We start from the raw sequence: 23,563 nt of genomic DNA, 5'->3' as shown, positions 1-23,563 counted from the left end.
GAAATGCTATGTGTGGTGTCTTCACAGTTCAACTCGAAATGAGATCGACCAAACTCACTCGGCGCGGGTTCGTTGGCGGAATCGGTGTCCTCGCTGGGACCGCAGCAACCGGAACAGCCGCCGCACGACGACAGCGGACGGGCCAAAACGGTGATTCGTCGGGTTCCCTCGAGCCGTTGTCGGATGCGGAGCGAGCAGGGATTCGCTATATGCGTGAGGAAGAAAAGCTGGCTCGCGACATCTATCTCACGTTCTACGAGGAGTGGGGGCTGACGATCTTCGATCGGATCGCGAGTTCGGAACAGCGACACACGGACGCGATCAAGAACCTGATCGACAAGTACGGCCTTGACGATCCATACCGCGATGCGATCGGGTCGTTCACGAACGACGAACTCCAGTCGCTCTACGATTCACTGGTGGCACGCGGTCTCGAATCGCCCACGGAGGCGCTCATGGTTGGCGGACTCATCGAAGAAACCGATATTGTCGACATCCAGGAGTTCATCGACCAGGCCGACAACGACGACATCATCACCGTCTATTCAAACCTGATGGAAAGTTCGGAAAACCACCTGTCTGCGTTCGTCGACGTGCTTGCAACGCGTGGCATCGACTACGAACCGCAGGTCCTCTCTCAGGAGACCTACGACCGAATTATTGCCTAAGATAGCGAGGTCGAACGTTACGACTCGAGTGTGACCCACTCACCGCGCTCGTCGCTCTCCTCGATCGCGGCGAGGACCCGCTGGGCGGCGAGGCCGTCGGCGAAGTTCGGCTCGTACACCCTGCCATCGGCGACGGCGCTCAAGAACTCGTAGTTCTCGTGGACGAAGAGATGTTCCCACCCAATGACATGACCCGGCGGCCACCAGTGATCGATGTAGGGGTCGTCTTCGTCAGTGACTAGAATCGTCTCGTAGCCGCGATCGCCGTCGCGGAGCACCTCGAGTTCGTTCAGCCGCTCTAATGAAAACCGCAGACTCCCTTCGGAGCCATGGATTTCGATCGTATGGTCGTTCTTGTGACCCGTCGCGAAGCGCGAGGCCTCGAGCGTGCCCATCGCGCCGTTTGCGAACGCGAGCTGTGCGGAGTAGGCGTCGTCGACGGTGACGGGCCGGGTTTCAGGATCGGCTTCGTCCACCGTGTCTTCCGTCGGGCGCTCATCGACGAACGTCTGCAAGTGGCCGCTGACGCGTTCGATCTCTCCCGCGAGGTCGTCGCTCCCGACGAGAAACCGCAGGAGGTCGACTGTGTGCGCGCCGAGATCTCCAAGTGCGCCCGACCCGGCCAGTTCCGCGTCGTTGCGCCACGACCACGGGGCCTCGGGATCGACCAGCCAGTCCTGCAGATAGCGCCCGCGGACGTGGTGGATCTCGCCGAAGTCGCCCGCCTCGAGCAGTTCCTTGGCGTACTGGATCGCGGGGACGAACCGGTAATTGAACGCACACCCCGCCGGAACGTCGTCACCAGCCTCGCGCGCTGCCTCGGCCATTGCTTCGGCGTCTTCGAGCGTCGGTGCGAGCGGCTTCTCGCAGAAAACTGGTGTGCCGGCCTCGAGGGCGGCGACCGACGGCTCGCGGTGGACGTGATTCGGACCGAGATTGTAGAAGACGTCGACATCGTCGACAACGTCACGCCAGTCAGTCGCGGTCGAATCGAAGCCAAGCCGGTCGGCAGCGTCGGCCAGCGCCGATTCGTGGCGACCGATCAGGACGCTGCGGTCGATCGCGGGCGCGTCCGGAAAGAACATCGACAGCCGCGCCATCGCGTTCGCGTGTGCCTTTCCCATGAACCCGTAGCCGAGCACGCCGACCTCGAGGGTCATGGGCGGGCGTTCACCGGCCCGATAGTTAGCGCTTTGTGGTGCGACAGCCGGGGTGGTTACGCTGTGTCGGTCTCGAAGCCGCCGCGGTGGACGATCTCCTCGAGTGGCTTGCGGTCGCTGGGCTGTTCGCGCTCTTGTAACTCATCGGGGAGCGTCTCAGGCGGTGCGCGCTCGCCAATGGCGACCATCGCTTCGACGTCGAAGTCGTCAGGAACCTCGAGTTCCGCGGCTGCGCGTTCGTAATCGAAGCCGGCCATCCCGTGGACGGCCAGCTCGCGGCGTGCGCCCTCGAGGGCGAGGTTTTCCCAGGCGGCACCGGTGTCGAAGGAGTGGACGGGAGCCGGTTCGCCGTTGTGGTCGAACGTCGTCTTCGAGACGATAACGGCGAGTACGGCGGCGTCGCGCGCCCACGCTCGATTCCCTTCGGAGAGGAGGTCGACGAAGGTGTCCCACTCCTCGTCCTCGCGGCTCGCGTAGATGAACCGCCAGTGCTGGTTGTTGAACGCGGAGGGTGCCCAGCGGGCGGCTTCGAACAGCGGAAGATACTCAGCTTCGTCGAGCGGGTCGCCGGTCATCGCACGCGGGGACCACCGGTTTACGAACAGGGGGTCGATATCGTGGTCTGTGTCGCGATGCTCGGCGACGTCGTCGCGTAGTTCGCGTCGGATCGTGGAGGACTGTGCCATCGAACACTGCTAGGGACTTGCGCTATGTATACGTTATCGGACAAGAGGGATACCTGGTAACACTCGTGTCGTAGTCATGTCTACTGGACCCATACTCTCGTCCGACATAATTTGTTTGATAGTTACCCGTCGTAGCAGTGAGTACCAAGTGCGTAACCTGATGTGAAAAATGAACGAGAAACGGGAGCGTCGTGCGTCGAGCGACCGCGATCAGTCGTCGGCCGGCGTTGGCGTCTCGCGCTCGATGTCGATGTTACCCGCGTCGAGGTCCGCTTCGACGTTGCGGGCCGCCTGCACCATGTTCTCCATCTTGCCGTAGGCGACCTCACGGGGCAGCAGTTTCAGGCCACAGTCCGGCGAGACGACCAGCTGGTCCGGCGGGACGATCTCGAGGCCCTTCTTGATGTTCTCCTCGATCTGCTCGACCGATTCGACCTCGGCGACGTGAACGTCAGTGACGCCGAGCGCGAGGTCTGCGGTGAACTCGGGGTCTTTGAAGACGTCGAGTTGCTCGTAGTCGCCGTTGGCGAGTTCGAGGTCAAACTCGTCGACGGGGAACTCGAGGATTTCGGGGTAGATCCGGGAGTAGTCGCCGTAACAGACGTGCAGTCCAATGCGGACCTCCTCGGGGATGTCGGCGACGATCCGTTCTAAGGCTTCGCCGACGATGGCGTGGTCGTCGGGCGTGGTCGCGAGTGCGGGCTCGTCGATCTGGATGTAGCGGGCACCGGCGTCGACGAGTTTCTCGATCTCCTCGTTGACGAGGTCCGCGAGGGCGTAGGCGAGGTCCGCGTCGTCCTCGTAGGCCTCGTTGAACGCCCAGCTCGCGAGCGTGTAGGGCCCGGTGATCGGGACCTTCACGGGACGGTTGGTGGCGCTTGCGGTGAACTTGTACTCGTCGACGAGCCAGCTCTCGTCGTACTCGACCTCGCTGACGACGCTTGGCTTGTCGAAGTAGTTGTGTCCCCACACCTTGACGGGGCCGTTGAACTCGTAGCCGTCGATCCGGTGGGCGAAGAACTCGACCATCTCGGTGCGGCGCATCTCGCCGTCGACGACGGTATCGAGGCCGGCACGCTCGTGTTCGTTCGTGATGACGCGAGCGGCGTCGTCTTTCGCCTCCTGCCAGTTGTCCTCGTCGAAGTCGGCCTCGTCGTCCTCGTAGAGCTCTTTCGCACGGTTGAGCCACTTGGGCTTTGGATAGGAGCCGACGACGCTCGTCAGCAGGAAGTGGTCGTTCTCGTGATCCTCGGGTCGAAACTGATCTTTGTTATCGTTCATGCTGCTGTCACCTCTGCGAGGTCTGCGGCTTCGGCAAGGACCTCGAGTTTCTCGACGTACTTTGCATACGGCAGGTAGAACGTCTCCGTATTCGTCGTCAGATAGACCGTCTCGAAGTCGGCCGTCTGCAGTTGGCCTTCGACCCACTCGACGCGGTCACGGATCGCTTCGGGGTCTTCGACCAGCGTGTTCTGGCCGTCAGCGAGCCCAAGCGCGACGTCGTCGGTCGTGCCGTACTCCTGGATGTTGTAGAGGTTGTCGTCTTGATTCGCAACGAAGTCGAAGCCGACGGCGTCGATATCGGCATCGAGCAGGTGTGCGTAGACCTTCTCCTCGAGTGCGCCCCAGTAGGGCTGGACGACGACGTCGGCGTCGACGGCGTTGGCGACCTGATCGATCGCCTCGCTCGCGCGTTCGTCTTCGCCGTCGTCGGGTGCGTTCTCGACCAGCGAGGGCTCGAGCAGGAACAGCGTCTCGACGGCGGGGAAGGCGTCGGCCTCGTCGGCGAGGAAGTCGGCGATCGCCGCGAGGAAGTCGGCCTCGTCGCCGTAGTGTTCGTCGGTCGCGAGGTCGGCAAGCGAGTACGGGCCGGGGAGGACGGCCTGCAGATCGTCGCCGTCGGTCAGGTCGGCGGCGGCCTCGAGTTCCGAGGCGACGTCACCGGTGGCTGCGAGGTCGGCAGTGACGACGGGCTCTCGATAGAAGTTGTTGTTGTCGTAGTAGCGGACGATCCCGCGCGTTTCGACGGCGTCGGCGACTGCAAGCGGGTGGGCGAGCATGTCGTCCCACCGCAGTTGGCCTTCGACGATGCGGTCGAGGCCGGCGTCTTGCTGGACGCCGATCACTTCTTCGCGGGCCTGCTCGTAGACCGCGGTGATCTCCTCGCCCTCATCGCCGCTGATGAGGTCGTGTTTCTGATGGCCTTTGAGGTCCGAGAGATCGTCTTTCGCCCAGTCCGGAAGCGGATACAGCCCCGGCGTGGTCGAAACGTACTCAGTCATCGTACACCCGGCTAGGCTATACCGACGCTTAATATTTTCCATCCAATGTAATACACTGCAGTAATTCTTGCGGGTTTCGTGGTTTCGCGGTCGGTCACTCGGAGAGTTCGATCCCCATCGAGAAAACCCAAACGTGGCCGCATGACACACAAGTGCGGGCCGTCACTCGAGGGCCAGCAACGCGTACGTTTCATCGTCGACGTGCGCGACGACGTAGAGTGTGCCGTCGTCTAGAACCGGGCCAGGGCCAACCCGCCCCGCGAACTCCTGTTCGAACCGGACGGCAGGTCCGCGACCCAGGCTGTTGCTGGGGATTGGATCGAACGCCCAAAGGCGGTCACCACCGACGAAAACCGTGTCACGACCGGCTGCCGGGGCCGTTTGTTGCCAGTCGCCGACCGCGGACTCCCAGCGTCGATCGCCGGATTCCGAATCGATGGCATGAAGCCTGCCACCGTTCGCGACGAGGACGAGCCCATCCACCACACCGATCCCACGTTCGACCCCGCCGGTATCGGCGGTCCAGTTGATCCCCGGACTCGAGAGCCCGTCATCCATCAGGGCGTACGTCGTTCCGTCCCGGCACGTGACATAGACCGAATCCGAATCGGCGCTGGGCGGAGCCGTCGGTGCTGCGGGCAGTTGCCACCGCCGCCCACCGATCCCATCCCTATCGAGCAAGTAGACTTCCCCAGCCTCGGTCGCGATGACGTACCAATATCCCTTGAAGACGGCGACGTGATCGAGTACCTGACCGAAGACATCGCGTCGCCACTCGATGGATCCGTCGGCTGGATCGAGCGCGATCACCTGCTCTCCAATCCCGAAGACCAGTCGGCGACCGGCGTAGGTCCCCGGCGTCGTCACCGAACCAGGGGCCTCGAACTCGCGGTCCCACACCGGGTTCCCAGTGTCAGCCTCGAGTGCGTGGAGCGCCCCGACGGTAGCTACATAGGCGATCCCATCCCAGAGCAACGGCGGCGTACGAACGTCCTCGAGCGACCACAGTTCCGTCCCGTCGGTCGCGTCGAAGACCCGAAGGGTGCGGTGGTCAACGTAGTAGACGTGTCCATCAGCGACGACGGGTTCCTGATAGGAGAGTTGCGTCACCTCGACTCGCCAACGTTCGGTGACGCCGTCGACGGGTGCCTTTCCATCCGCGATCTCGCGGGTGTTGGCCGCGTTGCAGCCGAACGTCGACCAGTCACCGTTCGCGCCAGCGACGTGGCCGTCGGGATCAGGTAACTCGGCGACACCGGAGGGCGGCGGGTCGTCGGGCTCCGAGAACCGTGAGGGCATCGAACACCCCGCGAGGGCGACGCTCGCCGCACCGACGGTCGTCAACAGTGTCCGTCTCGTGGAGGGCATCATTCCAGTAGCGGTCAGACATCCAATAAGTATTTTCGGATGAAATGATGCGGATTACGGAAGCAACTCGAGCACGGTCAGCGTCTCGAAAGGAAACGACTCGTCGGCGACGGCAACCGCGCTAAAGCCTTCCTCACCGGCCCGTTCGACGACGTCGTCGACCCCCGTTAGGCTGCTCACGAGCAGATAGACGACGCCGTCGGGCGCGAGCACGCGACCGACAGACGATAGGAACGGGTCGATGACGGCCCGACCATCCTCACCGCCCGAGAGCGCGTGTTCCATCCAGTCGTCCCACTCGTTTTCGGGGTCGGTCGGCAGGTACGGCGGGTTGAACGCGACCGCGTCGAACACGCCATCCTGAAACGGGGCAACTAGATCCGCCCGCACCGTCTCGACGTTCGGGGCTCGAGCTTGGCGGACCGCGTGCGGGTTCAGATCCGACGCGATCACACGCGCCCCCGTCTCGTCGGCGATCTGTCCGGCGATGTAGCCCGAGCCGGTGCCGACCTCGAGGACGAGTTCGTCACCCGTGAGACGGTCAGTGGCTGTCTCGGCTAACAGCTGAGAGTCCTCGGCGGGTTGGTAGACGTCCGGTTCTTGCTCGCGTCGGTCCTCGAGTCCCATGTTATTGTTCCTCCGGTGTCGTCGTCATGCGGTGGTCACTGGATTCCTCGGCAGACACCGTTTCACGCTCGTCGGCAACCCGAAAGCCACCAGCTTCGGGTCGACCGGTGAGTTCACGCTGTGGGTACGGAATCTTGATGCCTTCGGCTTCGAACGTCTCCTTGATCGCACTGATCGCAGCGGTTCGGGCGTTCCAGTATCGTCTGGCACTCGGGTTATCGATCCAGAACCGAACACCGAACACGACGGCGGAATCGCCGAACGACTTGCCGACCACCCGTGGAGCCGGTGTCGCCAACGCTTCGTCGACGTCGTCGATCGCCGTTTTTGCGAGGTCGACAGCCCGGTCGATGTCGGTCTCGTAATCGACCCCGACCTCGACCTCGAGTCGCAGTCGTCCTCGCTTCGAGCGATTGGTCACCGTGCCCGAGGCGATGACGTCGTTTGGGATCATGACGTACTCGCCGTCGAACGACCGGACCTGTGTGTTGACGATCGAAATGTCGGTGACGACGCCCTCGTCGCCCTCGACTTCGATCCAGTCGCCGATCTCGAACGGGCGGGCGAACATCAGGACGAAGCCCGCGAGCACGGTTCCGAGGGTCTGGCGGGCGGCCATCCCGAGCACGATCCCGAGGAACCCGGCCCCGACGAGGAGGCTGCCGAGATCCTCGATCCAGATACCCAACACGACGACCAGCGACCCCGTCCAGATGAGTACCTGTGACAGCCGATGTGTTACCTTCCGTTGGTGGGCCGTCACGGCCGAAGAGGAGTTGAAGACCTCCTCGATCACCCGGCTGACGAATCGAGTGACGATGACCGTCACGACCAACAGGAGAAACGAGACGATAGCGCGCGCGACATCGTCACTGGCGAGTCCGAGATTCGTCGAGAGCTGTTGAACCTCGTCCGTGCGCCCCCAGACACCCGTTACAACGGTGAGACTCACTAGGCAGGCCGCGATGAGCAACGACATCGAGACGATGTCAGCGTACAGCGGTCGCGCCCGCTCGGCGATCCACGCGTGGAGCCGCCGGTAAGAGAACAGCACGGCGACCACGAGCGCGACCGCCACGAGAGAAGCTGCAAGTTTGAGCTCGGTCGTCGAAGCCGCTTCCGACAGCCACTCGAGCCCGGTCAGTAGTCCGACCATGCGTTCATCTCTCCGATCTGTCGTCCGCGCAGCTTTGAGTATCCGTTGGTTGGACCCGTCCGGCTCGAGCCGTCACTCGATCAGTCGTCGTCGGGCTCGCCGACCTCCCACGCGACCTGGGCCAGCGCGGCGAACTCGGTCGGGGCCATCGCGCCGGCGCGCTTTTGCAAGACGTCCTCATCAGCCGCGTCGACGACTGCGTCCGGTTCTGCGAGCCTCGAGATGTGCGCCGTGTTCCGGATCGCGTTCCGGATCGTCTTCCGGCGCTGGGTGAACAGCGCCTTGACGAACCGCAGGAAGAACTCCTCGTCGTCGACCTCGTAGTCGGGCTCGCGCGGAATCGCGCGAATCACCGCGCTCTGAACCGCCGGTGGCGGCGAAAACGCCTCCTTCGGAACCGACTCGACGAGTTCGATCTCCGCATAGTGCTGGCTCGAGACCGAGAGTCGGCCATATTCACTCGTCCCGGAGTCGGCGACCATCCGTTCGGCGAACTCCTGCTGGAACATCAAAACGAGCGGCTTCCCCTTGGGAAACAGCCGGAAGGCGATTTCGCTCGAGACGCCGTAGGGGAGGTTCGACACTGACGCCGTAAAGTCGGGCAGGTCGACCTCGAGAGCGTCGCCTTCGATGACGGTTAGGCCGCCGGCTGCGATCTCGTCGGCGAACTCCTCGCGCAGGAACGCGGCGAGATCGGGATCGCGTTCGACGACAGTTACCTCGTCGCCGACTGCGAGCAACCGATCGGTCAGTACGCCCGTTCCACCGCCGATCTCGAGGAGGTGGCCCGTGTCGGCGTCGATCTCCGTAAGGTAAGTCGGCAGTCGGTCGAGGACGCGATCGTCGACGAGGAAGTGCTGGTCGCGATCCGGATCGCCGCGGACCCCTGCCCGGGCGATCAGTGCGTCTGGATCTCTCATTGCCGTCGCTATGACGAGAAGCGGTGTAAACGCACTGTCTTGGCCGCGAGAAACCGACCGCCTACACCTGCCGGTTACTGGTTCTGTTCCTGTTCGCGCCGACCCACGAAGGTCTGGTACTTCAGATCGTCGTCGCGCAGTTCCTCGAGAATCCGCTCGACTAAGATCTCGTCGGGATCGTGGAGCCCGGAGACCCGTTCGGACAGTTCCTCGAAGCTCTCGAAGGGCTTGCGCTTTCGCTCATCGAGGATGCTGTTGCGAAGTTTCTTCCCGATCCCCGGCAGCAGGTTCAGCTGGTGGAGCCGCAGTGTGATCGGCTGGGCGTCGTTGTAGAAGTCGACGAAGCGCGCTTCGTACTCCTCGACGAGGTCGGCGACGACGTACTCGAGTTCCGACTGGGCACCCGAGGAGAGGTCGTCGTACTCGACGCGGTGGGCTTCGGTGACGACCTCGCGTTCGACGGGAGGTTTGACGACGACCTCGCTGCCGATCGTGAGCCGTTCGTCCTCGTCGAACGCGACCTGATAGAGTTGGAAGTCTTCGATGCCGACAGCGTACCCTGCCGGTGACTTCGCGTACTGCGGTCGACCGTCGTCAGACAGCCCGTGTGCGAGGTAATCCAACACGACCGCGCGCCGAACGTCCATCTCGTCGCCATCGGCTTCGCTCATTGTCGTTTGCTACGGCGAGGGCGTACTTAAATAGTCGGCTCGCTTTCAAGAGGCGGCACGGAGGCGACAACCGCCTGTCGGTAACCGAACTGCTTCGAGCAGTAGCCACTGATAGTCACTACACATTCGACCGCACGATGGCTGTACGATAAGCCGAGAACGCGGGACAGCGATCCGTATTAGACGTACTGTGCGACGACGTTGAGAATGTCGTCGAGTTCGTCCCCCGACAGCGAGTAGCGCTGCTGTGCGTACACCGACCGGAGTTCGTCCCGGTCCTGTGGCAGGAGGTTGGCGATCTTGTAGGCCGTCGGCTCGTCGACCTTCTCCAACTCTTGGAGGGCGTCGACGAGCGCCTGCGCCTCCTCGGGCTCGAGGACGGCGAATCGATTGGCGTGTTCGATCGCTCGCGCGAGTTCGTAGCGCAGCTCGCGATCCTCGTCCATCGCGCGTTCGGCTTCGATGTCGGCGAGCAGCTCCTTCGTCTCCGAGACCGTCAGGAACTCCTCGTCGACGATCTCTTTGAAGATCGTCATCCCTGTTCAGATCCGGCTCTTTTCCTGGTTCTGCGCGCGCATGTGAGCCGCGGCGACGAGCAGGGTCTTGTCCTTGCCGCCGTCGTTGATCTCGACTTTGAAGACGCTACCCTGTTTGCCGACGACTTCGCCGGTCAGACCGTCGAAGCGCGGGTGGAAGCGACCGTCCGCAACGCTTGGGTCGATCTTCAGGTGGACTTTCTCACCCTCTTCGTACTCCTGAATCGCACGCTGTGGCGGCGACGTGCCGCGGTCTCGAGGATCGTTTGCGAGCTTTCGCCGGGTTCCCTGACGAGGGCCATTAGATTTCGGCATAGTCGTACGACCGCTTTGTCCGGTGACGGTTATAAAACACACGTATTCGGGTTGCTCGAGTGTGCCCCTCGCGTCGTGAGCAGCGAGGGACCGCGGGACACCCACACCTATCGTGCTGGCCTCGAATGGTCGTCGTATGGCGGAAGACGCTGGCGTGCACACGCTGCCGATCACGGTCGAGTACGGCGAGCGAGAACTGACAATTAGTCCCACGGTCGTCGAGACCGACCGCGGCCTCGTGTTGTGCGACGTAGGTCCACAGAGTGCTATCGGCGGTCTCGAGACCCACCTACGGAGCCTAGGCTACGACCTCGAGGATATCTGGCTGGTGGTCCTCACCCACCACGACGGAGACCACGCCGGTGGGCTATCAGAACTGAACGAACGCGTCGATGCGGTCGTCGCGACTCACCACGCGGAAGCGCCGTACGTCGCCGGCGAGCGCGACCCGATCAAGAGCGACGGCGACCGCTACCCGCCCGTCGCTGTCGACATCGAACTGGTCGGCGGGGTTCGGATTCCGACGGTTGCCGGCCCCATGGAAGTCGTCGCGACGCCGGGCCACGCGCCGGGGCACGTTTCGCTGTACTTCCCCGATGGAAACCTGCTCGTCGCGGGTGACGCACTCGTCGCGGACGGAGCTGAGCCCCTTGACGGTCCGAAACCGCAGTTCACGCCGGATATGGACCGCGCGATCGAGTCCGTCGAGACGCTAGCTGACCTCGAGATCGACCATACGCTGTGTTATCACGGCGGCTACGTCCCACAGGGAAGTGACAGGATCCATGAGATTTGCGACCAATTACGCGAGTAAGGCCGTGAATCCGCACGGTCGCTGCCAGCGCGCTGACCGCGGGTGACCACGCGACTGAAGCGGAATTCTCATCGGTGTCGACGACGAAAACGGGATAATGCGACTCGAACTCCGCGTCTGTCAGCACTGTCTCGATGGCGATCACGGCAACGAGCGTCGCACGGCGCTTCTCAACGACATGGTCAACTGCGCCGAACAGATCAAGGAACACAAAGATGTCCTCGACCTCGATGCGGTCCACATCCGGAAAGTCAGAGATGACGAACAGGGGAAACCGGCGGCGCTGCCGGTCGTCTCGGCGACGATTCAGAACGATCAAATCGTGCTCAACGACACGCAACTCGTCGCGGAGGGCCAGGACGGAAATATGCTCGTCTACACGAATCCCGACGACGTGCTGACCGTCCTCGCGGGGAACTTAGACGAAATCAGCAAGGCCGTCACCGACGACGTGACCGTCGACCTCTCACCGATCGGCGCAGAGATCGTCTCGCAGGCTAACCTCGGTGCGAACCGCGACGATCAGGAGCCAAACCAGTAAGCGTTCGTCGACTCTATAGTAGCCACTGAAAGTCATTGTACACCCGATCGCACGAGAGCTGTGCGATCGGTGTGTGAATCGTTTTCAGCTGTTACTATAGACAATCCAGTAGCGACAGCGAACGCCCCGTGCGAGTAATACTGCCAGCTCTGCTGGCTTCGAGCGGTCCTGCGCCGAGCCGGCTGCTACTGTCCGACAGCAGATTCACATCTCGATCGAACTCGAGACGCCGTCGCGGGCGGCGACAGGCGTCGAGACACGATCGCACAGCTACTTACTGTTTGCTCACAGTATAAAAACGGACGACGCTCGCCGTTTAGATACGGCCGACGTTCTCGACGCCGACGCTTTCGACGCCGTCGACTTCGGTGAAGTTCTCCTCGACGGTCTCCGTGCCGCCCGCGCTGTCGGGGACGATCACGGTCGGGTAAAGCGCAACGAGGCCGAACGCGACTTCTTCACGTTCGACGCCGTTGATCTTCGCACCCTCGGGGAGGGTACTCTCGAGGCGCTCCTGGAGCGCGTCGAGGTCGATTTCGGGGCTGTCCGGCATGACCTTGATTTTGGCAGCGACTTTTCCCATGGTAGTTACGGGCCGGTGAAACTGCAGTCGGGACACTCATAGAGGTTGCTCTGCTTGCGACATTTGGCACAGCGGTAGATCTGCTGGCCGCAGTCGGGACATTTGAACGCGGCAGCGTTCGTGCCCGCGATGTTGAGCCCGCAAGAGACACAGGCACGTGCCTCTCGGTCGTCGGTCGTACTCATACACCTCCCTTCCCGCCCGCCGTTTTTAACGGTTGTCTTTCGACCGCTGCGCGAGCGAACCGAGCCGGGGACGATGATCACGCTTCCGAAACGGCGAGTGCCGGTCGCGTTTTCAGAGGGAGAAAAGACGGTGGCGGATACTTTATACCCCAGTCGAAACATCGATGTGAGATCCGGTTGCTCGACGCCCGACCGGATCTCTGCCTCTGACATCTCACTCGGTCACCAACGTTTTTCGACAGTATCAACATTCAAAGTCGTGCCCGTCCTACGGCGAGTGAATGCGCCTCGACGACTACATCGAGGAGTTAGAGCCCGACGAGGAGGCAGAACGTCGCCGCCTCGCCAAAGAGAAGTCCTACGCGATCACGGACCACCTAGAGGACTTCGAGCGGCGGTTCGACGACGCCGTCAGTGGCGACACCCTCGTCGGCTCGACCGCACCGTCGATTTTCGTCGGGCGGTCGAACTATCCCGACATTCCCGTCGGACTGCTCTCGCCGGTCGGCGATGAAAGTGCTGCTACGGAGTACGTCACCGACGGCGACTGGTACCGGCAGGGGTATGCCATCGACGACGTGCTTCAGCGCCGGACCGGCCTGTTGAACTCGAGCAAGCGCGCCAACGTCGACTCGCCGTCGATCGCGAGCCGGCTGACGCCCTCGGTCCACGACACGTGGGACGGCTTCGTCGGCGTCCAGCGGGAGGTCGCGATCGCCGACCGCCCGGTCGACTTGGAAATCGGGTTAGACGATACTCCTGATCTCGGGCTGGACGCGGGGACGGACGTGGCGACGCCGCGGGGCCCGCGTGCCAACGCGCGCAACGCGGAGCTGCGCGAGAACCCATACGTGCCCCGGCCAGTCAAAAAGACGCTCGAGGACGACGACTGGCAGGCCCAGGGAGCGATGACCTATCTCTATCGGCGCGGCTTCGATGTCTACGACATCAACTCGATTCTGTCGGCTGGCGCACTCGGCCAGACCAAACAGCGCCGACTCGTGCCAACGCGGTGGTCGATCACGGCTGTCGACGACACCGTCGGGAAGTACTTGCGTGGGCGCATCCGGAACGCACCCAGCGTCGACGAGGTGCAGGTCTGGGCCAACGAGTACATGGGAAACCGCTACTGGGTCGTCCTCGCACCCGGCACCTGGGAGTTCGAACTCGTCGAGATGAAAGCGCCGGGCAGCATCTGGAATCCGAACCCGAACGACGACATCTGGCTCCAGAGCGCCAGCGAGGGCTACGAGGGGCGCTCGAGTTACGTCGAGGAGACTGCGGGTGCCTACTACGCCGCCCGGTTGGGTGTCCTCGAGCAGCTCGAGTCGATCGGTCGACAGGCGAAATGTCTCGTCTTGCGCGAGGTGTCTGACGACTACTGGGCACCCGTCGGCGTTTGGCAAGTTCGCGAGAGCGTTCGCAACGCCTTCGACGGAGGATACGGCGAAGCCGAAACGTTCCACGAGGCAGTCGCGGAGGTCGCGACACGACTCCCGGTCTCCTACGGGCGACTGCAGCGCAAATCCGAACTCGCGGCTGGATTGCAGTCGAACCTGAACGCCTTCTCGAACCGAGACTGAATCAGCCGGTCGGTCCGAGACGCCATCGAGCTACTGGTCGAGCTCCGTGAACGTCGTCTCGCGTCCGCGATCGGGATCAGTATCGGAACCGTCGCTCGACGACGAGTGCTCGAGGCGATCGACGACGGTCACACTGGCTTTGAACGCTGCGAGGATGACCGGGCCGACGAACAGGCCGACGATGCCGAACAGCACGCCGCCGCCGACGACACCCACCAGCGCGACCGCTGGATGCAGCCCGGATCGCTGGTCGACGAACAGCGCCCGGAGATACGTGTCGACGACCGCGAGCACGGCGATTCCATAGCCTAGCAACGCCACGCTGCCGAGGAGGCTACTCGAAAGCGCGTGGGTAACGGTGACCGGTCCCCAGACGAGCCAGATCCCGACCGTCGGGAGCACCGACACGAGTGACAGCGCGACCGCCAATACGACCGCGTTCGGAACACCGAGCAGAACGAGTCCCAGTCCACCGAGTACCCCTTGCAGCACGGCGACAAGCAAATGACTACGGAGCACCGCCCAGATGACGATATGAACCTCCGCGAACAGCTCGTCGACGAGCCAGCGCTCGAGCGGGACGATCCGTCGGACCCAGTCGAGGGCTGTAGGACCGTCGACGAGTAAGTAGTACAGCACGAAAACGAACACGAGCGTCCCGATGACGACATCGACGGCAGCAGTCACGACGCCGAGGGTCTCGGACAGGGTTACGTCCGTCGCTGCCCCGATCGCACCCGTGAGTTCACTCGACAGTGCTGCCTCGAGTGTCGCGGCCGTCCGCTCGTCCATGCCGAGCGTCGTTCGTGCAAACGTCTGCCCGGCTGCGGCGATGTGATCCGCAGAGACTGCCTCGAGTACCGATGTGGCGGTCTCGAGGACGAGCAGCGAGACGACGACCAGCGGAACGACGGCTCCAGCGACGGCAAGACCAGTGAGCGTGACACCGGCGGTTCGCGCGCCGACGCGGTGAGCCAGTCGCTCGTAGGCCGGTCGGAGCGCGACCGCAAGCAGACAAGCAGCCAGCACGTACTCGACGAGCGGAAGGACAACCAGCGCAGCAAGCACGCCGAGGACGCAGATCAGGAGGGCGAACACCGAGGACCGAGCGTCCATATACTCATCTTTCACGAGAAGGGCATAAGTGTTGATAGTATTGACTGTAATTTCAGCCAACTAGAGGGCCGCAGGCGACGATCATCGATCGATCGCCTGTCACCAGAGAGACCGGGTGAAAGACGGGGACCGGGTCACTGCTGATTACAGCGGGATCGGCACCCACTCGAGAAAGCGGATCACGGGGAGGGGATCGAACACTGGTTCGTGTATGACGAGCCAGTCGAGCAAGACGAGGCCGCCGCCGTGGGCGACTACTGACGGGAGAATGGAGTCGGACGCGTAGTCGACGGCACCGAAGAGGACGTCCGTCGGGCCCGACAGGACGAACTCGATCGGCGGCTTCGAGGTGTGATGGAGCATGTAGACGACGGGGCTGATAAACACCGCAACGATGCCGATTTCCTTGACGCCGACACAGAGCAGCCCACGATAGTAGGTCTCGGCGGCGAGTGCGAGTACCATGAGCTTCATCGCGTGTGGGAGAAACGCCGCGGGTGCGGCGGACGTCGTCCAGATCGGATAGTATGCACGGATCGTCGGCAGCGTCGAGCCGACGACATAGAAGGGGAGGACGAACAGCGCGAGCAGGACGGTATTTCGAATCGCGACGCGATCGACGTGCCACCCGATGCGGTTCCCGTGTGAGAGGCCGAGCGCGAGCGGCCCACCGATCAGAAGCACCCCGTCGACGACGATTCGGCGATCTAACTCGCCGGGGACCAGCTGCATCCACAACAGCGAGAGCACGGCACCAAGGAGCAGCGTTTTCTGGACCCAGGATAGCCGCAGCCGGTCCCGAAGCCAGCCAGCGCCGTGTTGGTCCGGCTCGGACGACACTGTGTTACTCGTCAGCAGTCGGAATCGGGCCAGTCCCGATCACGTCACGGACGTGGGTCTCGAACTCCTGGTGGCGCTGGAAGTACGTCTCATCGATAGCGTCGAGCACGTCGGACAGCTCACGGGGGCCGTCAGGGGTCCGGAGTACAGTCTCGCCCTCGAGGCGGTCGATTTCGCTTTTCTCTTTCGGCCAGGTCAGCCGCGAACTTACGCGGGCGAGTGGCGCGCCCTCGACGGGCGTGTGTGTCCCGAGTGAGACAGTCGGCTCCGCGTCCTCGTCCTCGTCACTCATGCGCGACCGTTTGCGAGCCCAGCGATTCAAACTTTCGCTTCCACAGACCGTTCGGAGCCCCGCGACCATCGGAACCTCTCCGGCAATCGAGATGTGTCTGACGTATCGTTTTGTGGCGGGGCACCGAACGGCTGCGTATGACAAGCCTGACGGAGGTTTACGACGGGACCGGACCGGGGGTGACGAGCCGCCGGCTGTATGCGGGAACGGCGCTCGTGCTTCTCGGTGCGGTCCTGGCCGTCGTAGCCGTACTCGTGGCAACGACCGACCTCTTCGGCGGGTATGTGGTCGCTCTTTCCGGAGACATCGCCCCCCAGTTCGCGACCGTCCGTGTCGGGGGCGTCCTCGCCGGGTTGAGTGTCCCGACTGCGCTCGTCGGCGTCTTCGTCGTCTTACCGGCCAGCCGTCGCATCCAGGCCGCCGCCGTGATTAGTGGCAGTCTCTGTCTGCTCGGCGTCGCACTCTTCTGGCACGCCTACCCCACACACTGGCGTGGCTACGGCCAGCAGCTCACGCTCGAGGTGTCGGTCGTCTACCTGCTCGGGCTTCTGACGTCCGTGTGGAGTCTGTTCAGCGCCATCGCGACGTTCAAGCGGCGCAACGACCCTGGCGGGTCCCTCCAGATGAACGTCACCCGACACAACAAGACGGTTATCGAGTCGGACGACGAGGAGGTCTCGGAGGGCCTTGGCGGGATCGGATTCCTCGGCGGGACGCCCGACGGAGACGTCGAGACACAGACCAACGTGGATGACACGTCCGGAGCGGCGCTCTCGTACGACGAGCGCTCGAGTATGAGTACGTCACAGGAGTCACCACCGACTCGCAGTCGCAGTTCACAACGTGGCCGACACGTCGGTGCAGCCACCAGCGACGGCGGCTCCGCGGCCTCGGATATTTCCTCACCGCTCGACGTCGGCGACGGTCGTGACGCCGAAATCGTCGAGTCGACGACCGACCAGCAAGCCGAACCGACGGACCGCTACTGTGGGAACTGCGCACAGTTCGAATACGTCCGGTCCTCGGACGGGATGGTTCCCTACTGTGCCCGCCACGAGACGGCGATGGACGACATGGACGCCTGCGACGAGTGGACGCCGAACCGGCGGTAGTCGCCTCCTGGACGCGTTTTAGAACCGAGGGTCATCTCAGGTATCTTACTCGAGTTGGCCACCCGATCGAAGGCACCGCACCCTCGAGTCACGAACCCTGCTGTAGACGAACTCGGAACTGCAAGAGCGTTACAGGCCGACGAGCTGTCGTCCCAGTTCAAATGCAAACTGGGGGAGTTCAAACACGACCACGGCGGCCAGTGCTAGTTCGCCAACGGTGACGACCGCGGTCACGAAATCAGCGCGCTTGCTGCTGACTGTAACTCCTGTCGGGAGTCCATATTCTTGTTTCGAGATCGGATAGAACAGCGCGATTCCGCGCTTGCTCCCCGCCACGTCGAGCACGTAGTGTGTCAACACGCCGATCCAGACGTACTCGAGATTGCCGAAGACGTACGGAAAGGCGACGAAGCCGAGTAAGATTGGCAGATTGTGCAACGTTTTTCGGTGCTTACCGAAGGCAGTGTCGACGTCCGGAAAGAGCGCTCCCAGCGTGACCGGCACGCCGATCATTAGGATCGTCTTGAACGTCTCCAGATCCCCCACCGGCACGAGCAGATACCCCAGCCCGATGCTCAACAACACGGCGTTTAGCACGTGACCCTTCTTGTTCATCTACCCGCATCTGGGGATGCCTGTGGGGAATAGTTTTCTCTCGAGAGAGTCGCCGACGCCGACGGGTCTCGGGCGTTACTGGGCCTCGAGTTCGGCGAGCAGATCCTCAAGCGCCTGGTCGACGGTCTTCGCGCGAACGGTGGCTCGGTCGCCGTCGAAGACGTACCGGGAGATGGTCGCATACGATTCCTCGCTGCCCCACGGGCCCGCATAGGAGATGCCAATATAGACAGTCCCGACCGGATTGTCGTCGGTCCCGCCAGTCGGACCGGCGATCCCGGTCGTCGCGACCCCCCACGTGACGTCCGTAACGTCGCGGACCCCCCGTGCCATCTCGCGGGCGACTGGTTCGGAGACGGCACCGTGTTCGTCCAGTGACTCGCGGCTCACGCCGAGGTGGCGGCGCTTGGCGTCGTAGGCGTAGGTCGCTAATCCGGCGTCGAAGTAGTCGCTGGCACCCGGGACGGCGGTGATTGCGGCACCGATCAGCCCGCCGGTACAGGACTCGGCGACGGCAAGCGTCTCGTCACGGTCGCGAAGCGCATCGCCGACTGCCATCGGCAACTCGCGGTCGATGTCGTCGTTCATGCTCGAGTCGACGAGCGACACCGTTGTGAAAGCGAGGGTGGCGATCGCGATATCGACGGCACACTGTGTAACCTGAAAACGGAAAGAACACGGGGCGTGGCTCCCGAGTATCCGGTATGGACTACGAGACGCCGCTGTTCTTCCACGTGATGGAGTATGCGGACGCGGCGGACCGCGACGTCATCGATATGGTCAGCGGGAACCCCGACTGGGAACCCCCCGAGGCGCTCCGGGAGGGGCTGTGCGAGTACGCCGACCTCGAGCCAGACCGGTTCCAGTACGCACCCAGCGAGGGACTGCGCGAGTTGCGCGCGGAGATTGCCGCCCGCCGCGGCGTCGACGCCGAGCAGGTCGTCGTCACGAACGGTGCGGGCGAGGCGAACTACCTCGCGATGGCGCGAGCCCTCGAGCGCGAGTGCGGAAGCGAGATACTGCTGACTGACCCGGTCTATCCCTACTATCCGGGGAAGACGACGATGCTCGGTGGGACACAGCGGTTCGTCGCGACCGACGACGAGGGGTACCTGGACCCCGCCGCCGTCCGGACGGCTGCAAGCGACGAGACGGCCGCGATCGTCGTGAACACGCCGAACAACCCGACGGGCGCGGTCTATCCCGCCGAAACGATGCGCGAACTCGTCGCCATCGCCGAGGAGTACGACGCGATCCTGATCAGCGACGAGGTGTACGACCACTACGACCTTTCGGGGGCGTTCGCGAGCGCACTCGAGACCGACTCGGGCAACCGGATCGTCACCAACGCGTTCTCGAAGTCGATGGCGATCACCGGGTTCCGGGTGGGCTACGCGATCTTCCCGCCAGAACTCGTCGCGGACGCCAAGAGTCGTCACATGCTGGTCAACGTCGCGACGACTCGCCCGGCTCAGTACGCGGTCCTGCAGGCGCTTCGCGAGACAGGGCCCGAGTACTACGAGCGAAACCGCCAGCGGCTCCGCGAGCGAGTCGAGACGTTTACCGACGCACTCGAGGCGGCAGGCGCAGAGTACACCACGCCGAGTGGCTCGTTCTACGTGATGGCACGCTTCGAGGGGTATCCGGGCACGCTTGCAAACGTCGAGCGATTAATCGACGAGGCCGGCGTGGCCGGGATGCCCGGCGAGGCCTTCGGCGACGCGCGCAGCGAGTGGCTGCGGTTCGCGCTCGTGACACCACGCGTCGAGGAAGCGGCTGAGCGACTGGCAGCGTATTTCGACTGATGGCGACAGCGGTGGGCGCTCGAGACCGACGAATACTCGTGTCGGGGCAGGAAACCCCGGGGTATGAGCGGCATCGACGTCGAACCGGTCGAGGAGGACGACGAATCGACGATGGACAGCGACGAAGGTGGAAACACCATCGAGGTTACGCCGACGGACTCCGTCGACGCCGATGAGGAGCGCGACACCATCGACGTCGAGCCGTCCGACGAGCCGATCGACGGCCCCGACTACGTCCTCTACGGTGGGAAAGGCGGCGTCGGGAAGACGACGATGGCGGCTGCGACTGCCCTCGACAGCGCCCGCGCCGGGACGCCGACGCTGGTGGTTTCGACCGACCCCGCACACTCGCTTTCCGACACCTTCGATACCGACATTCCAGCCGAACCTGGTCGCATCCGGGACGACATCCCGCTCTATGCAGCCGAGATCGATCCCGAGGCTGCGATGGAACGCGGCGAGACTCCCTTCGGCGGTGCGGGTGCAGGTGCCGGAACGGAAGCGGACGACGATCCATTCGCCGGCGGAGCGGGCGCGGGCGGTGCCTCCCCCTTCCCCGGTGGTGAAGGAGCCGAGGGCGGCCCACTCGGGGGTCTCGGCGACATGCTCGGCGGCGAATCACCGATGGACGCCCTCTTCGGCGGCGCGATGCCCGGCGCTGACGAGGCCGCCGCGATGCAACTCTTACTCGAGTACATGGACGACGAGCGCTTCGAGCGCGTCGTCGTCGACACGGCCCCGACCGGCCACACCCTCCGCCTGCTGCAGTTGCCCGAGATCATGGACACGATGATGGGCCGGCTGATGAAGTTCCGCCAGCGCATCGGCGGCATGTTAGAGGGCGTCAAAGGAATGTTCGGCGGTCAGGAGGCGCCGGAAAACGAAAACGAGCTCGAGGACTTGGAAGTCCTTCGCGAGCGCATCGAGCGGCTGCGGGCCGCCCTGCAAGATCCCGCACGGACGGACTTCCGGATCGTCATGATCCCCGAGGAGATGAGCGTCTTCGAATCGAAGCGACTGCGCCAGCAACTCCAGGAGTTCGAGATTCCCGTCGGCACCGTCGTCGTCAACCGGGTGATGGAGCCGCTGTCGAACGTCACCGACGACGTCGAGGGCGAGTTCCTCCAGCCGAACCTCGATGACTGTGAGTTCTGTCAACGACGCTGGGATGTCCAGCAATCCGCTTTAGCCGAGGCACAGGACCTCTTCCGCGGGACCGACGTCCGGCGCGTGCCGCTGTTCGCCGACGAAGTCCGGGGCGAGGAGATGCTCGCGGTCGTCGCTGCCTGTCTTCGATAGCCGCCACAACTGGGGCTCGAGCTCTATTCGGACTCGGTGTCGTCTCCGGACCACTCACCGCCGACTCGGTCGACGCCCATCATCGCCTCGCCGGGATGCTCGGTGAAGACGACCTTCTGATTTTCGTCGGGGACATCGAACGTTTCACCGACGTATGCCATCGTTTTGAGGGCGAATGCCCGCTTTCGGTCGAACGTTCGGCCCTGTCGGATCTCCGCGTCGAGAAAGAGCAACGGTCCCTCGACGGCGCGTCCGAGATGGAGGTCGGCCCCATTGCGCTCGCGGATCGTCACGGCGACGTGTCCCGCGGTCGTCGCCATCTCGGTCGTATAGAGATCTGTCACCCGCTCGGCGAAGGCGGTTTTCTCTGCGTCCGACAGCGACAGCGTCGTCTCGAACTGCAAGAGTGGCATACCTCGAGTTGGCCGGTCAGCGTCTTGTGCGTTCCGCGGCCCGTCTATTCCAGCCGCGAGCAAGCAAAGCGAGCGAGCGGGACGACGACTGACCCAACGGGAAAGAGAAGTGATTTTGATCGAAACTGAGCGGGATCAAAGATCCCGCGAAATCCAAAAGAGCGCTTCACGCTCTTTTGAAGATTTTACGCTGCGGTCTATCGTGCTGGCGGCTTCGCCGCACAGCGCGATGGCCCTCGGTAAAATTTCGTGGTTCTAGTCGTCCGCAGGGAGCTCCGGCCCGCTAATATCGGGCCGACTCACGTCGCGGTCGGTTTCCTCGCCCTCGATGTCGTAGGGATACTCGCCCGTGACACAGCCCAGACAGAGGTCGATGCGGTCTTTCTCGAGCACCTCGGCGACGGCGTCGGTCGAGAGGTACGCGAGGCTGTCGGCGCGGATTTCGTCGCGGATGTCGGCGGTCGACTTGTCCGAGGCGATCAGTTCCTCGCGGGTGGCCATGTCGATGCCCATGTAACAGGGGGCAACGATCGCCGGTGCGCCGATACGGACGTGGACCTCTTCGGCCCCGCAGTCCTTGAGCAGTTGGACGAGTTGGGTCGAGGTCGTCCCGCGAACGATCGAGTCGTCGATGACGGTGACCGTCTTCCCCTCAATCGTGGACTTGATCGGGTTGAGTTTCAGCCGTACCGCGCGTTCGCGCTCGTCCTGGGTCGGCATGATGAAGGTGCGGCCGACGTAGCGGTTTTTCATCAGCCCCTCGGCGAACTCGACGCCGTCGTCGTTCTCGGCTCGCGGCTCGCCGTCGGCAGTCGTCTCGCTTGCAGCGTCGGCATAGCCTGAGGCGAACGCGCGCCCGGAGTCGGGCACTGGCATCACGACGTCGGTCTCGACGCCGCTTTCCTCCCAGAGCTTGCGCCCGAGTTCGCGCCGGGCCTCGTAGACGAGGGTGTCGTCGATGACGCTGTCCGGGCGCGCGAAGTAGACGTGTTCGAAGAAACAGTGGGCGGTGTGTTCCTGTTCGACGAGCTGGTAGGTATCGAAGCCTTGGCCGTCGTCCTGCAGGACGACCAGTTCACCTGGCCGCACGTCACGGACGAGTTCACCATCGAGCGTGTCGATCGCTGCCGATTCGGACGCGAGAATGTAGCCGTCCTCGAGTTTGCCGATACACAGCGGTCGGTTCCCCTGTGGGTCGCGCACGCCCAGTACCGTGTCGTCGTGGCTGATCGTCAGCGAGTACGAGCCGTGGATGCGTCCCATCGTGCGCTTGACGGCCCGAACAAGATCCTCCTCCAAGAGGTTGCGCGCGAGGTCGTGGGCGATGACTTCGGTGTCGCCGTCACTCGTAAAGGCATGTCCCGCGGCCGCGAGTTCCTCGCGGATCTCGTCGGCGTTGACGAGGTTGCCGTTGTGCGAGAGACCAAGCGACCCGCTCTTGAACGAGACGGAGAACGGCTGTGCACAGGAGGAATCGACCGAGCCCGCCGTCGGATACCGGACGTGGCCGATCCCGGCCGCCCCGTTGAGCGTCTCGAGATCATCCTCGCCGAAGGCGTCACCGACGAGGCCCATTTCGACGTGGCTGTGCTGCTGGAAGCCGTCGTGTGTGACGATTCCTGCGGACTCCTGGCCCCGGTGCTGGAGCGCATAGAGTGCGTAGTACAACGGTCGTGCCGCGTCCCGACCGTCGAGTGAGACGCCGACGACGCCGCACTTTTCGGTCATTCCTGTTCGCCGGGGAGTCTCGCCCCGCCCATCAGTCATGGGAGTCAGTAGGGCATCGAGCCGATAAAAACCCCCGTGTTTGTGCTTCTATAGGCAGTCCTAGAATCGAATTATATGCACAAACGTGGATACTGTCCGATAATCAGACGATGACGAAGCCTCACCACGGCCTGCTCTCGCTCCAACGAGCGATTACGAATCGCGAAGCCGATTGTGTGGGGATGAATCTGTGTCCGGCAGTATCAAGA

Annotated in this window: 27 protein-coding genes; 7 read left to right on the top strand and 20 right to left on the bottom strand. The window is 63.3% G+C overall.

All coding sequences use genetic code 11. The annotated features are described in order from the left end of the window. Window positions 1-38: 38 nt before the first annotated feature. Window positions 39-668 carry a DUF2202 domain-containing protein gene (locus ACERI1_RS09835; RefSeq protein ID WP_373617956.1) on the top strand — a complete coding sequence of 210 codons (630 nt, stop codon included), beginning with the start codon at window positions 39-41 and terminating at the stop codon, window positions 666-668. Between the two features lie 17 nt (window positions 669-685). On the opposite strand, the gene ACERI1_RS09830 is transcribed toward ACERI1_RS09835, so the two are convergent. The 11 genes from ACERI1_RS09830 to ACERI1_RS09780 all read right to left on the bottom strand — a co-directional run bounded on the left by ACERI1_RS09830 (window position 686) and on the right by ACERI1_RS09780 (window position 10,389). After that, a complete protein-coding gene (locus ACERI1_RS09830; protein ID WP_373617955.1) occupies window positions 686-1,828 on the bottom strand; it encodes a Gfo/Idh/MocA family protein in 1,143 nt (380 codons plus the stop codon). A 56-nt stretch (window positions 1,829-1,884) separates the two neighbouring features. Then, a complete protein-coding gene (locus ACERI1_RS09825) occupies window positions 1,885-2,514 on the bottom strand; it encodes a nitroreductase family protein (RefSeq protein ID WP_373617954.1) in 630 nt (209 codons plus the stop codon). Window positions 2,515-2,724: 210 nt separating this feature from the next. Next, a complete protein-coding gene (locus tag ACERI1_RS09820) occupies window positions 2,725-3,795 on the bottom strand; it encodes a methionine synthase (protein ID WP_373617953.1) in 1,071 nt (356 codons plus the stop codon). After that, a complete protein-coding gene (locus ACERI1_RS09815; protein ID WP_373617952.1) occupies window positions 3,792-4,796 on the bottom strand; it encodes a 5-methyltetrahydropteroyltriglutamate--homocysteine methyltransferase in 1,005 nt (334 codons plus the stop codon). Before ACERI1_RS09815 ends, ACERI1_RS09820 begins: the two co-directional genes overlap by 4 nt. A 162-nt stretch (window positions 4,797-4,958) precedes the next feature. Beyond that, complete coding sequence (locus ACERI1_RS09810) at window positions 4,959-6,164, bottom strand: PQQ-binding-like beta-propeller repeat protein (protein ID WP_373617951.1); 1,206 nt, start codon at window positions 6,162-6,164, stop codon at window positions 4,959-4,961. Between the two features lie 54 nt (window positions 6,165-6,218). Then, window positions 6,219-6,791, bottom strand: a complete 573-nt coding sequence (locus ACERI1_RS09805; RefSeq protein WP_373617950.1) for a HemK2/MTQ2 family protein methyltransferase — start codon at window positions 6,789-6,791, stop codon at window positions 6,219-6,221. A gap of 1 nt (window position 6,792) precedes the next feature. Next, complete coding sequence (locus ACERI1_RS09800; protein ID WP_373617949.1) at window positions 6,793-7,947, bottom strand: mechanosensitive ion channel family protein; 1,155 nt, start codon at window positions 7,945-7,947, stop codon at window positions 6,793-6,795. Between the two features lie 80 nt (window positions 7,948-8,027). Beyond that, the gene (locus ACERI1_RS09795; RefSeq protein WP_373617948.1) at window positions 8,028-8,867 is read right to left on the bottom strand and encodes a 16S ribosomal RNA methyltransferase A; all 840 of its coding nucleotides are present in this window, start codon (window positions 8,865-8,867) and stop codon (window positions 8,028-8,030) included. Window positions 8,868-8,941: 74 nt separating this feature from the next. Then, window positions 8,942-9,538, bottom strand: a complete 597-nt coding sequence (locus ACERI1_RS09790; protein WP_373617947.1) for a DUF655 domain-containing protein — start codon at window positions 9,536-9,538, stop codon at window positions 8,942-8,944. A gap of 179 nt (window positions 9,539-9,717) precedes the next feature. Next, window positions 9,718-10,074 carry an RNA polymerase Rpb4 family protein gene (locus ACERI1_RS09785; protein WP_373617945.1) on the bottom strand — a complete coding sequence of 119 codons (357 nt, stop codon included), beginning with the start codon at window positions 10,072-10,074 and terminating at the stop codon, window positions 9,718-9,720. A gap of 6 nt (window positions 10,075-10,080) precedes the next feature. Beyond that, window positions 10,081-10,389, bottom strand: coding sequence for a 50S ribosomal protein L21e (locus ACERI1_RS09780; protein WP_373617944.1), 309 nt, complete (start codon window positions 10,387-10,389; stop codon window positions 10,081-10,083). A 136-nt stretch (window positions 10,390-10,525) separates the two neighbouring features. Here ACERI1_RS09780 and ACERI1_RS09775 point away from each other — a divergent pair, with 136 nt between their 5' ends. Both ACERI1_RS09775 and ACERI1_RS09770 read left to right on the top strand, forming a co-directional pair. Continuing rightward, window positions 10,526-11,203, top strand: coding sequence for an MBL fold metallo-hydrolase (locus tag ACERI1_RS09775; RefSeq protein WP_373617943.1), 678 nt, complete (start codon window positions 10,526-10,528; stop codon window positions 11,201-11,203). Between the two features lie 97 nt (window positions 11,204-11,300). Beyond that, window positions 11,301-11,744, top strand: a complete 444-nt coding sequence (locus ACERI1_RS09770) for a hypothetical protein (protein WP_373617942.1) — start codon at window positions 11,301-11,303, stop codon at window positions 11,742-11,744. A 316-nt stretch (window positions 11,745-12,060) separates the two neighbouring features. On the opposite strand, the gene ACERI1_RS09765 is transcribed toward ACERI1_RS09770, so the two are convergent. Both ACERI1_RS09765 and ACERI1_RS09760 read right to left on the bottom strand, forming a co-directional pair. After that, entirely contained in the window at window positions 12,061-12,327 is a 267-nt protein-coding gene (locus tag ACERI1_RS09765) for an elongation factor 1-beta (RefSeq protein ID WP_092931371.1), read from the bottom strand. Window positions 12,328-12,332: 5 nt separating this feature from the next. Then, window positions 12,333-12,512, bottom strand: coding sequence for an HVO_2753 family zinc finger protein (locus ACERI1_RS09760; RefSeq protein WP_373617941.1), 180 nt, complete (start codon window positions 12,510-12,512; stop codon window positions 12,333-12,335). Window positions 12,513-12,793: 281 nt separating this feature from the next. On the opposite strand from ACERI1_RS09760, the gene nreA reads away from it, so the two are divergent. Then, on the top strand, window positions 12,794-14,095 hold the full coding sequence (gene nreA / locus ACERI1_RS09755; RefSeq protein WP_373617940.1) for a DNA repair protein NreA: 1,302 nt from the start codon (window positions 12,794-12,796) through the stop codon (window positions 14,093-14,095). A gap of 30 nt (window positions 14,096-14,125) precedes the next feature. Here the strand turns inward: nreA and ACERI1_RS09750 are convergent, their stop codons facing one another. The 3 genes from ACERI1_RS09750 to ACERI1_RS09740 all read right to left on the bottom strand — a co-directional run bounded on the left by ACERI1_RS09750 (window position 14,126) and on the right by ACERI1_RS09740 (window position 16,343). Then, entirely contained in the window at window positions 14,126-15,211 is a 1,086-nt protein-coding gene (locus ACERI1_RS09750) for an AI-2E family transporter (RefSeq protein WP_373617939.1), read from the bottom strand. A 144-nt stretch (window positions 15,212-15,355) separates the two neighbouring features. After that, the gene (locus ACERI1_RS09745) at window positions 15,356-16,051 is read right to left on the bottom strand and encodes a type II CAAX prenyl endopeptidase Rce1 family protein (RefSeq protein WP_373617938.1); all 696 of its coding nucleotides are present in this window, start codon (window positions 16,049-16,051) and stop codon (window positions 15,356-15,358) included. 4 nt (window positions 16,052-16,055) lie between these two features. After that, entirely contained in the window at window positions 16,056-16,343 is a 288-nt protein-coding gene (locus tag ACERI1_RS09740; RefSeq protein WP_373617937.1) for a DUF5789 family protein, read from the bottom strand. A 137-nt stretch (window positions 16,344-16,480) separates the two neighbouring features. Here ACERI1_RS09740 and ACERI1_RS09735 point away from each other — a divergent pair, with 137 nt between their 5' ends. Then, complete coding sequence (locus ACERI1_RS09735) at window positions 16,481-17,455, top strand: hypothetical protein (RefSeq protein ID WP_373617935.1); 975 nt, start codon at window positions 16,481-16,483, stop codon at window positions 17,453-17,455. Window positions 17,456-17,584: 129 nt separating this feature from the next. Here the strand turns inward: ACERI1_RS09735 and ACERI1_RS09730 are convergent, their stop codons facing one another. Both ACERI1_RS09730 and ACERI1_RS09725 read right to left on the bottom strand, forming a co-directional pair. Further along, window positions 17,585-18,070, bottom strand: coding sequence for a metal-dependent hydrolase (locus ACERI1_RS09730; RefSeq protein ID WP_373617933.1), 486 nt, complete (start codon window positions 18,068-18,070; stop codon window positions 17,585-17,587). A gap of 75 nt (window positions 18,071-18,145) precedes the next feature. After that, a complete protein-coding gene (locus tag ACERI1_RS09725; protein ID WP_373617931.1) occupies window positions 18,146-18,658 on the bottom strand; it encodes a CinA family protein in 513 nt (170 codons plus the stop codon). A 116-nt stretch (window positions 18,659-18,774) separates the two neighbouring features. Here ACERI1_RS09725 and ACERI1_RS09720 point away from each other — a divergent pair, with 116 nt between their 5' ends. Both ACERI1_RS09720 and ACERI1_RS09715 read left to right on the top strand, forming a co-directional pair. Beyond that, the gene (locus ACERI1_RS09720) at window positions 18,775-19,875 is read left to right on the top strand and encodes a pyridoxal phosphate-dependent aminotransferase (RefSeq protein WP_373617930.1); all 1,101 of its coding nucleotides are present in this window, start codon (window positions 18,775-18,777) and stop codon (window positions 19,873-19,875) included. A 63-nt stretch (window positions 19,876-19,938) separates the two neighbouring features. After that, a complete protein-coding gene (locus ACERI1_RS09715) occupies window positions 19,939-21,174 on the top strand; it encodes an ArsA family ATPase (protein ID WP_373617929.1) in 1,236 nt (411 codons plus the stop codon). 23 nt (window positions 21,175-21,197) lie between these two features. Here the strand turns inward: ACERI1_RS09715 and ACERI1_RS09710 are convergent, their stop codons facing one another. Both ACERI1_RS09710 and purF read right to left on the bottom strand, forming a co-directional pair. Then, a complete protein-coding gene (locus ACERI1_RS09710) occupies window positions 21,198-21,587 on the bottom strand; it encodes a tautomerase (RefSeq protein WP_373617928.1) in 390 nt (129 codons plus the stop codon). Window positions 21,588-21,842: 255 nt separating this feature from the next. Continuing rightward, entirely contained in the window at window positions 21,843-23,315 is a 1,473-nt protein-coding gene (purF, locus tag ACERI1_RS09705; protein ID WP_373618158.1) for an amidophosphoribosyltransferase, read from the bottom strand. Window positions 23,316-23,563: the final 248 nt, after the last annotated feature.

It is taken from the genome of Natrinema sp. HArc-T2, from assembly GCF_041821085.1.
Lineage (GTDB): Archaea > Halobacteriota > Halobacteria > Halobacteriales > Natrialbaceae > Natrinema.
The sequence above is the reverse complement of the archived record's forward strand: the minus strand, read 5'-3'. Positions and strand labels throughout refer to the sequence as shown.

What these genes read in the sequence shown, in the direction of transcription:
- ACERI1_RS09835 (WP_373617956.1), top strand. Translation starts at nt 39, where the DNA reads ATGAGATCGACCAAACTCACTCGGCGCGGGTTCGTTGGCGGAATCGGT.
- ACERI1_RS09830 (WP_373617955.1), bottom strand. Translation starts at nt 1,828, where the DNA reads ATGACCCTCGAGGTCGGCGTGCTCGGCTACGGGTTCATGGGAAAGGCA.
- ACERI1_RS09825 (WP_373617954.1), bottom strand. Translation starts at nt 2,514, where the DNA reads ATGGCACAGTCCTCCACGATCCGACGCGAACTACGCGACGACGTCGCC.
- ACERI1_RS09820 (WP_373617953.1), bottom strand. Translation starts at nt 3,795, where the DNA reads ATGAACGATAACAAAGATCAGTTTCGACCCGAGGATCACGAGAACGAC.
- ACERI1_RS09815 (WP_373617952.1), bottom strand. Translation starts at nt 4,796, where the DNA reads ATGACTGAGTACGTTTCGACCACGCCGGGGCTGTATCCGCTTCCGGAC.
- ACERI1_RS09810 (WP_373617951.1), bottom strand. Translation starts at nt 6,164, where the DNA reads ATGCCCTCCACGAGACGGACACTGTTGACGACCGTCGGTGCGGCGAGC.
- ACERI1_RS09805 (WP_373617950.1), bottom strand. Translation starts at nt 6,791, where the DNA reads ATGGGACTCGAGGACCGACGCGAGCAAGAACCGGACGTCTACCAACCC.
- ACERI1_RS09800 (WP_373617949.1), bottom strand. Translation starts at nt 7,947, where the DNA reads ATGGTCGGACTACTGACCGGGCTCGAGTGGCTGTCGGAAGCGGCTTCG.
- ACERI1_RS09795 (WP_373617948.1), bottom strand. Translation starts at nt 8,867, where the DNA reads ATGAGAGATCCAGACGCACTGATCGCCCGGGCAGGGGTCCGCGGCGAT.
- ACERI1_RS09790 (WP_373617947.1), bottom strand. Translation starts at nt 9,538, where the DNA reads ATGAGCGAAGCCGATGGCGACGAGATGGACGTTCGGCGCGCGGTCGTG.
- ACERI1_RS09785 (WP_373617945.1), bottom strand. Translation starts at nt 10,074, where the DNA reads ATGACGATCTTCAAAGAGATCGTCGACGAGGAGTTCCTGACGGTCTCG.
- ACERI1_RS09780 (WP_373617944.1), bottom strand. Translation starts at nt 10,389, where the DNA reads ATGCCGAAATCTAATGGCCCTCGTCAGGGAACCCGGCGAAAGCTCGCA.
- ACERI1_RS09775 (WP_373617943.1), top strand. Translation starts at nt 10,526, where the DNA reads ATGGCGGAAGACGCTGGCGTGCACACGCTGCCGATCACGGTCGAGTAC.
- ACERI1_RS09770 (WP_373617942.1), top strand. Translation starts at nt 11,301, where the DNA reads ATGCGACTCGAACTCCGCGTCTGTCAGCACTGTCTCGATGGCGATCAC.
- ACERI1_RS09765 (WP_092931371.1), bottom strand. Translation starts at nt 12,327, where the DNA reads ATGGGAAAAGTCGCTGCCAAAATCAAGGTCATGCCGGACAGCCCCGAA.
- ACERI1_RS09760 (WP_373617941.1), bottom strand. Translation starts at nt 12,512, where the DNA reads ATGAGTACGACCGACGACCGAGAGGCACGTGCCTGTGTCTCTTGCGGG.
- nreA (WP_373617940.1), top strand. Translation starts at nt 12,794, where the DNA reads ATGCGCCTCGACGACTACATCGAGGAGTTAGAGCCCGACGAGGAGGCA.
- ACERI1_RS09750 (WP_373617939.1), bottom strand. Translation starts at nt 15,211, where the DNA reads ATGGACGCTCGGTCCTCGGTGTTCGCCCTCCTGATCTGCGTCCTCGGC.
- ACERI1_RS09740 (WP_373617937.1), bottom strand. Translation starts at nt 16,343, where the DNA reads ATGAGTGACGAGGACGAGGACGCGGAGCCGACTGTCTCACTCGGGACA.
- ACERI1_RS09735 (WP_373617935.1), top strand. Translation starts at nt 16,481, where the DNA reads ATGACAAGCCTGACGGAGGTTTACGACGGGACCGGACCGGGGGTGACG.
- ACERI1_RS09730 (WP_373617933.1), bottom strand. Translation starts at nt 18,070, where the DNA reads ATGAACAAGAAGGGTCACGTGCTAAACGCCGTGTTGTTGAGCATCGGG.
- ACERI1_RS09725 (WP_373617931.1), bottom strand. Translation starts at nt 18,658, where the DNA reads ATGAACGACGACATCGACCGCGAGTTGCCGATGGCAGTCGGCGATGCG.
- ACERI1_RS09720 (WP_373617930.1), top strand. Translation starts at nt 18,775, where the DNA reads ATGGACTACGAGACGCCGCTGTTCTTCCACGTGATGGAGTATGCGGAC.
- ACERI1_RS09715 (WP_373617929.1), top strand. Translation starts at nt 19,939, where the DNA reads ATGAGCGGCATCGACGTCGAACCGGTCGAGGAGGACGACGAATCGACG.
- ACERI1_RS09710 (WP_373617928.1), bottom strand. Translation starts at nt 21,587, where the DNA reads ATGCCACTCTTGCAGTTCGAGACGACGCTGTCGCTGTCGGACGCAGAG.
- purF (WP_373618158.1), bottom strand. Translation starts at nt 23,315, where the DNA reads ATGACCGAAAAGTGCGGCGTCGTCGGCGTCTCACTCGACGGTCGGGAC.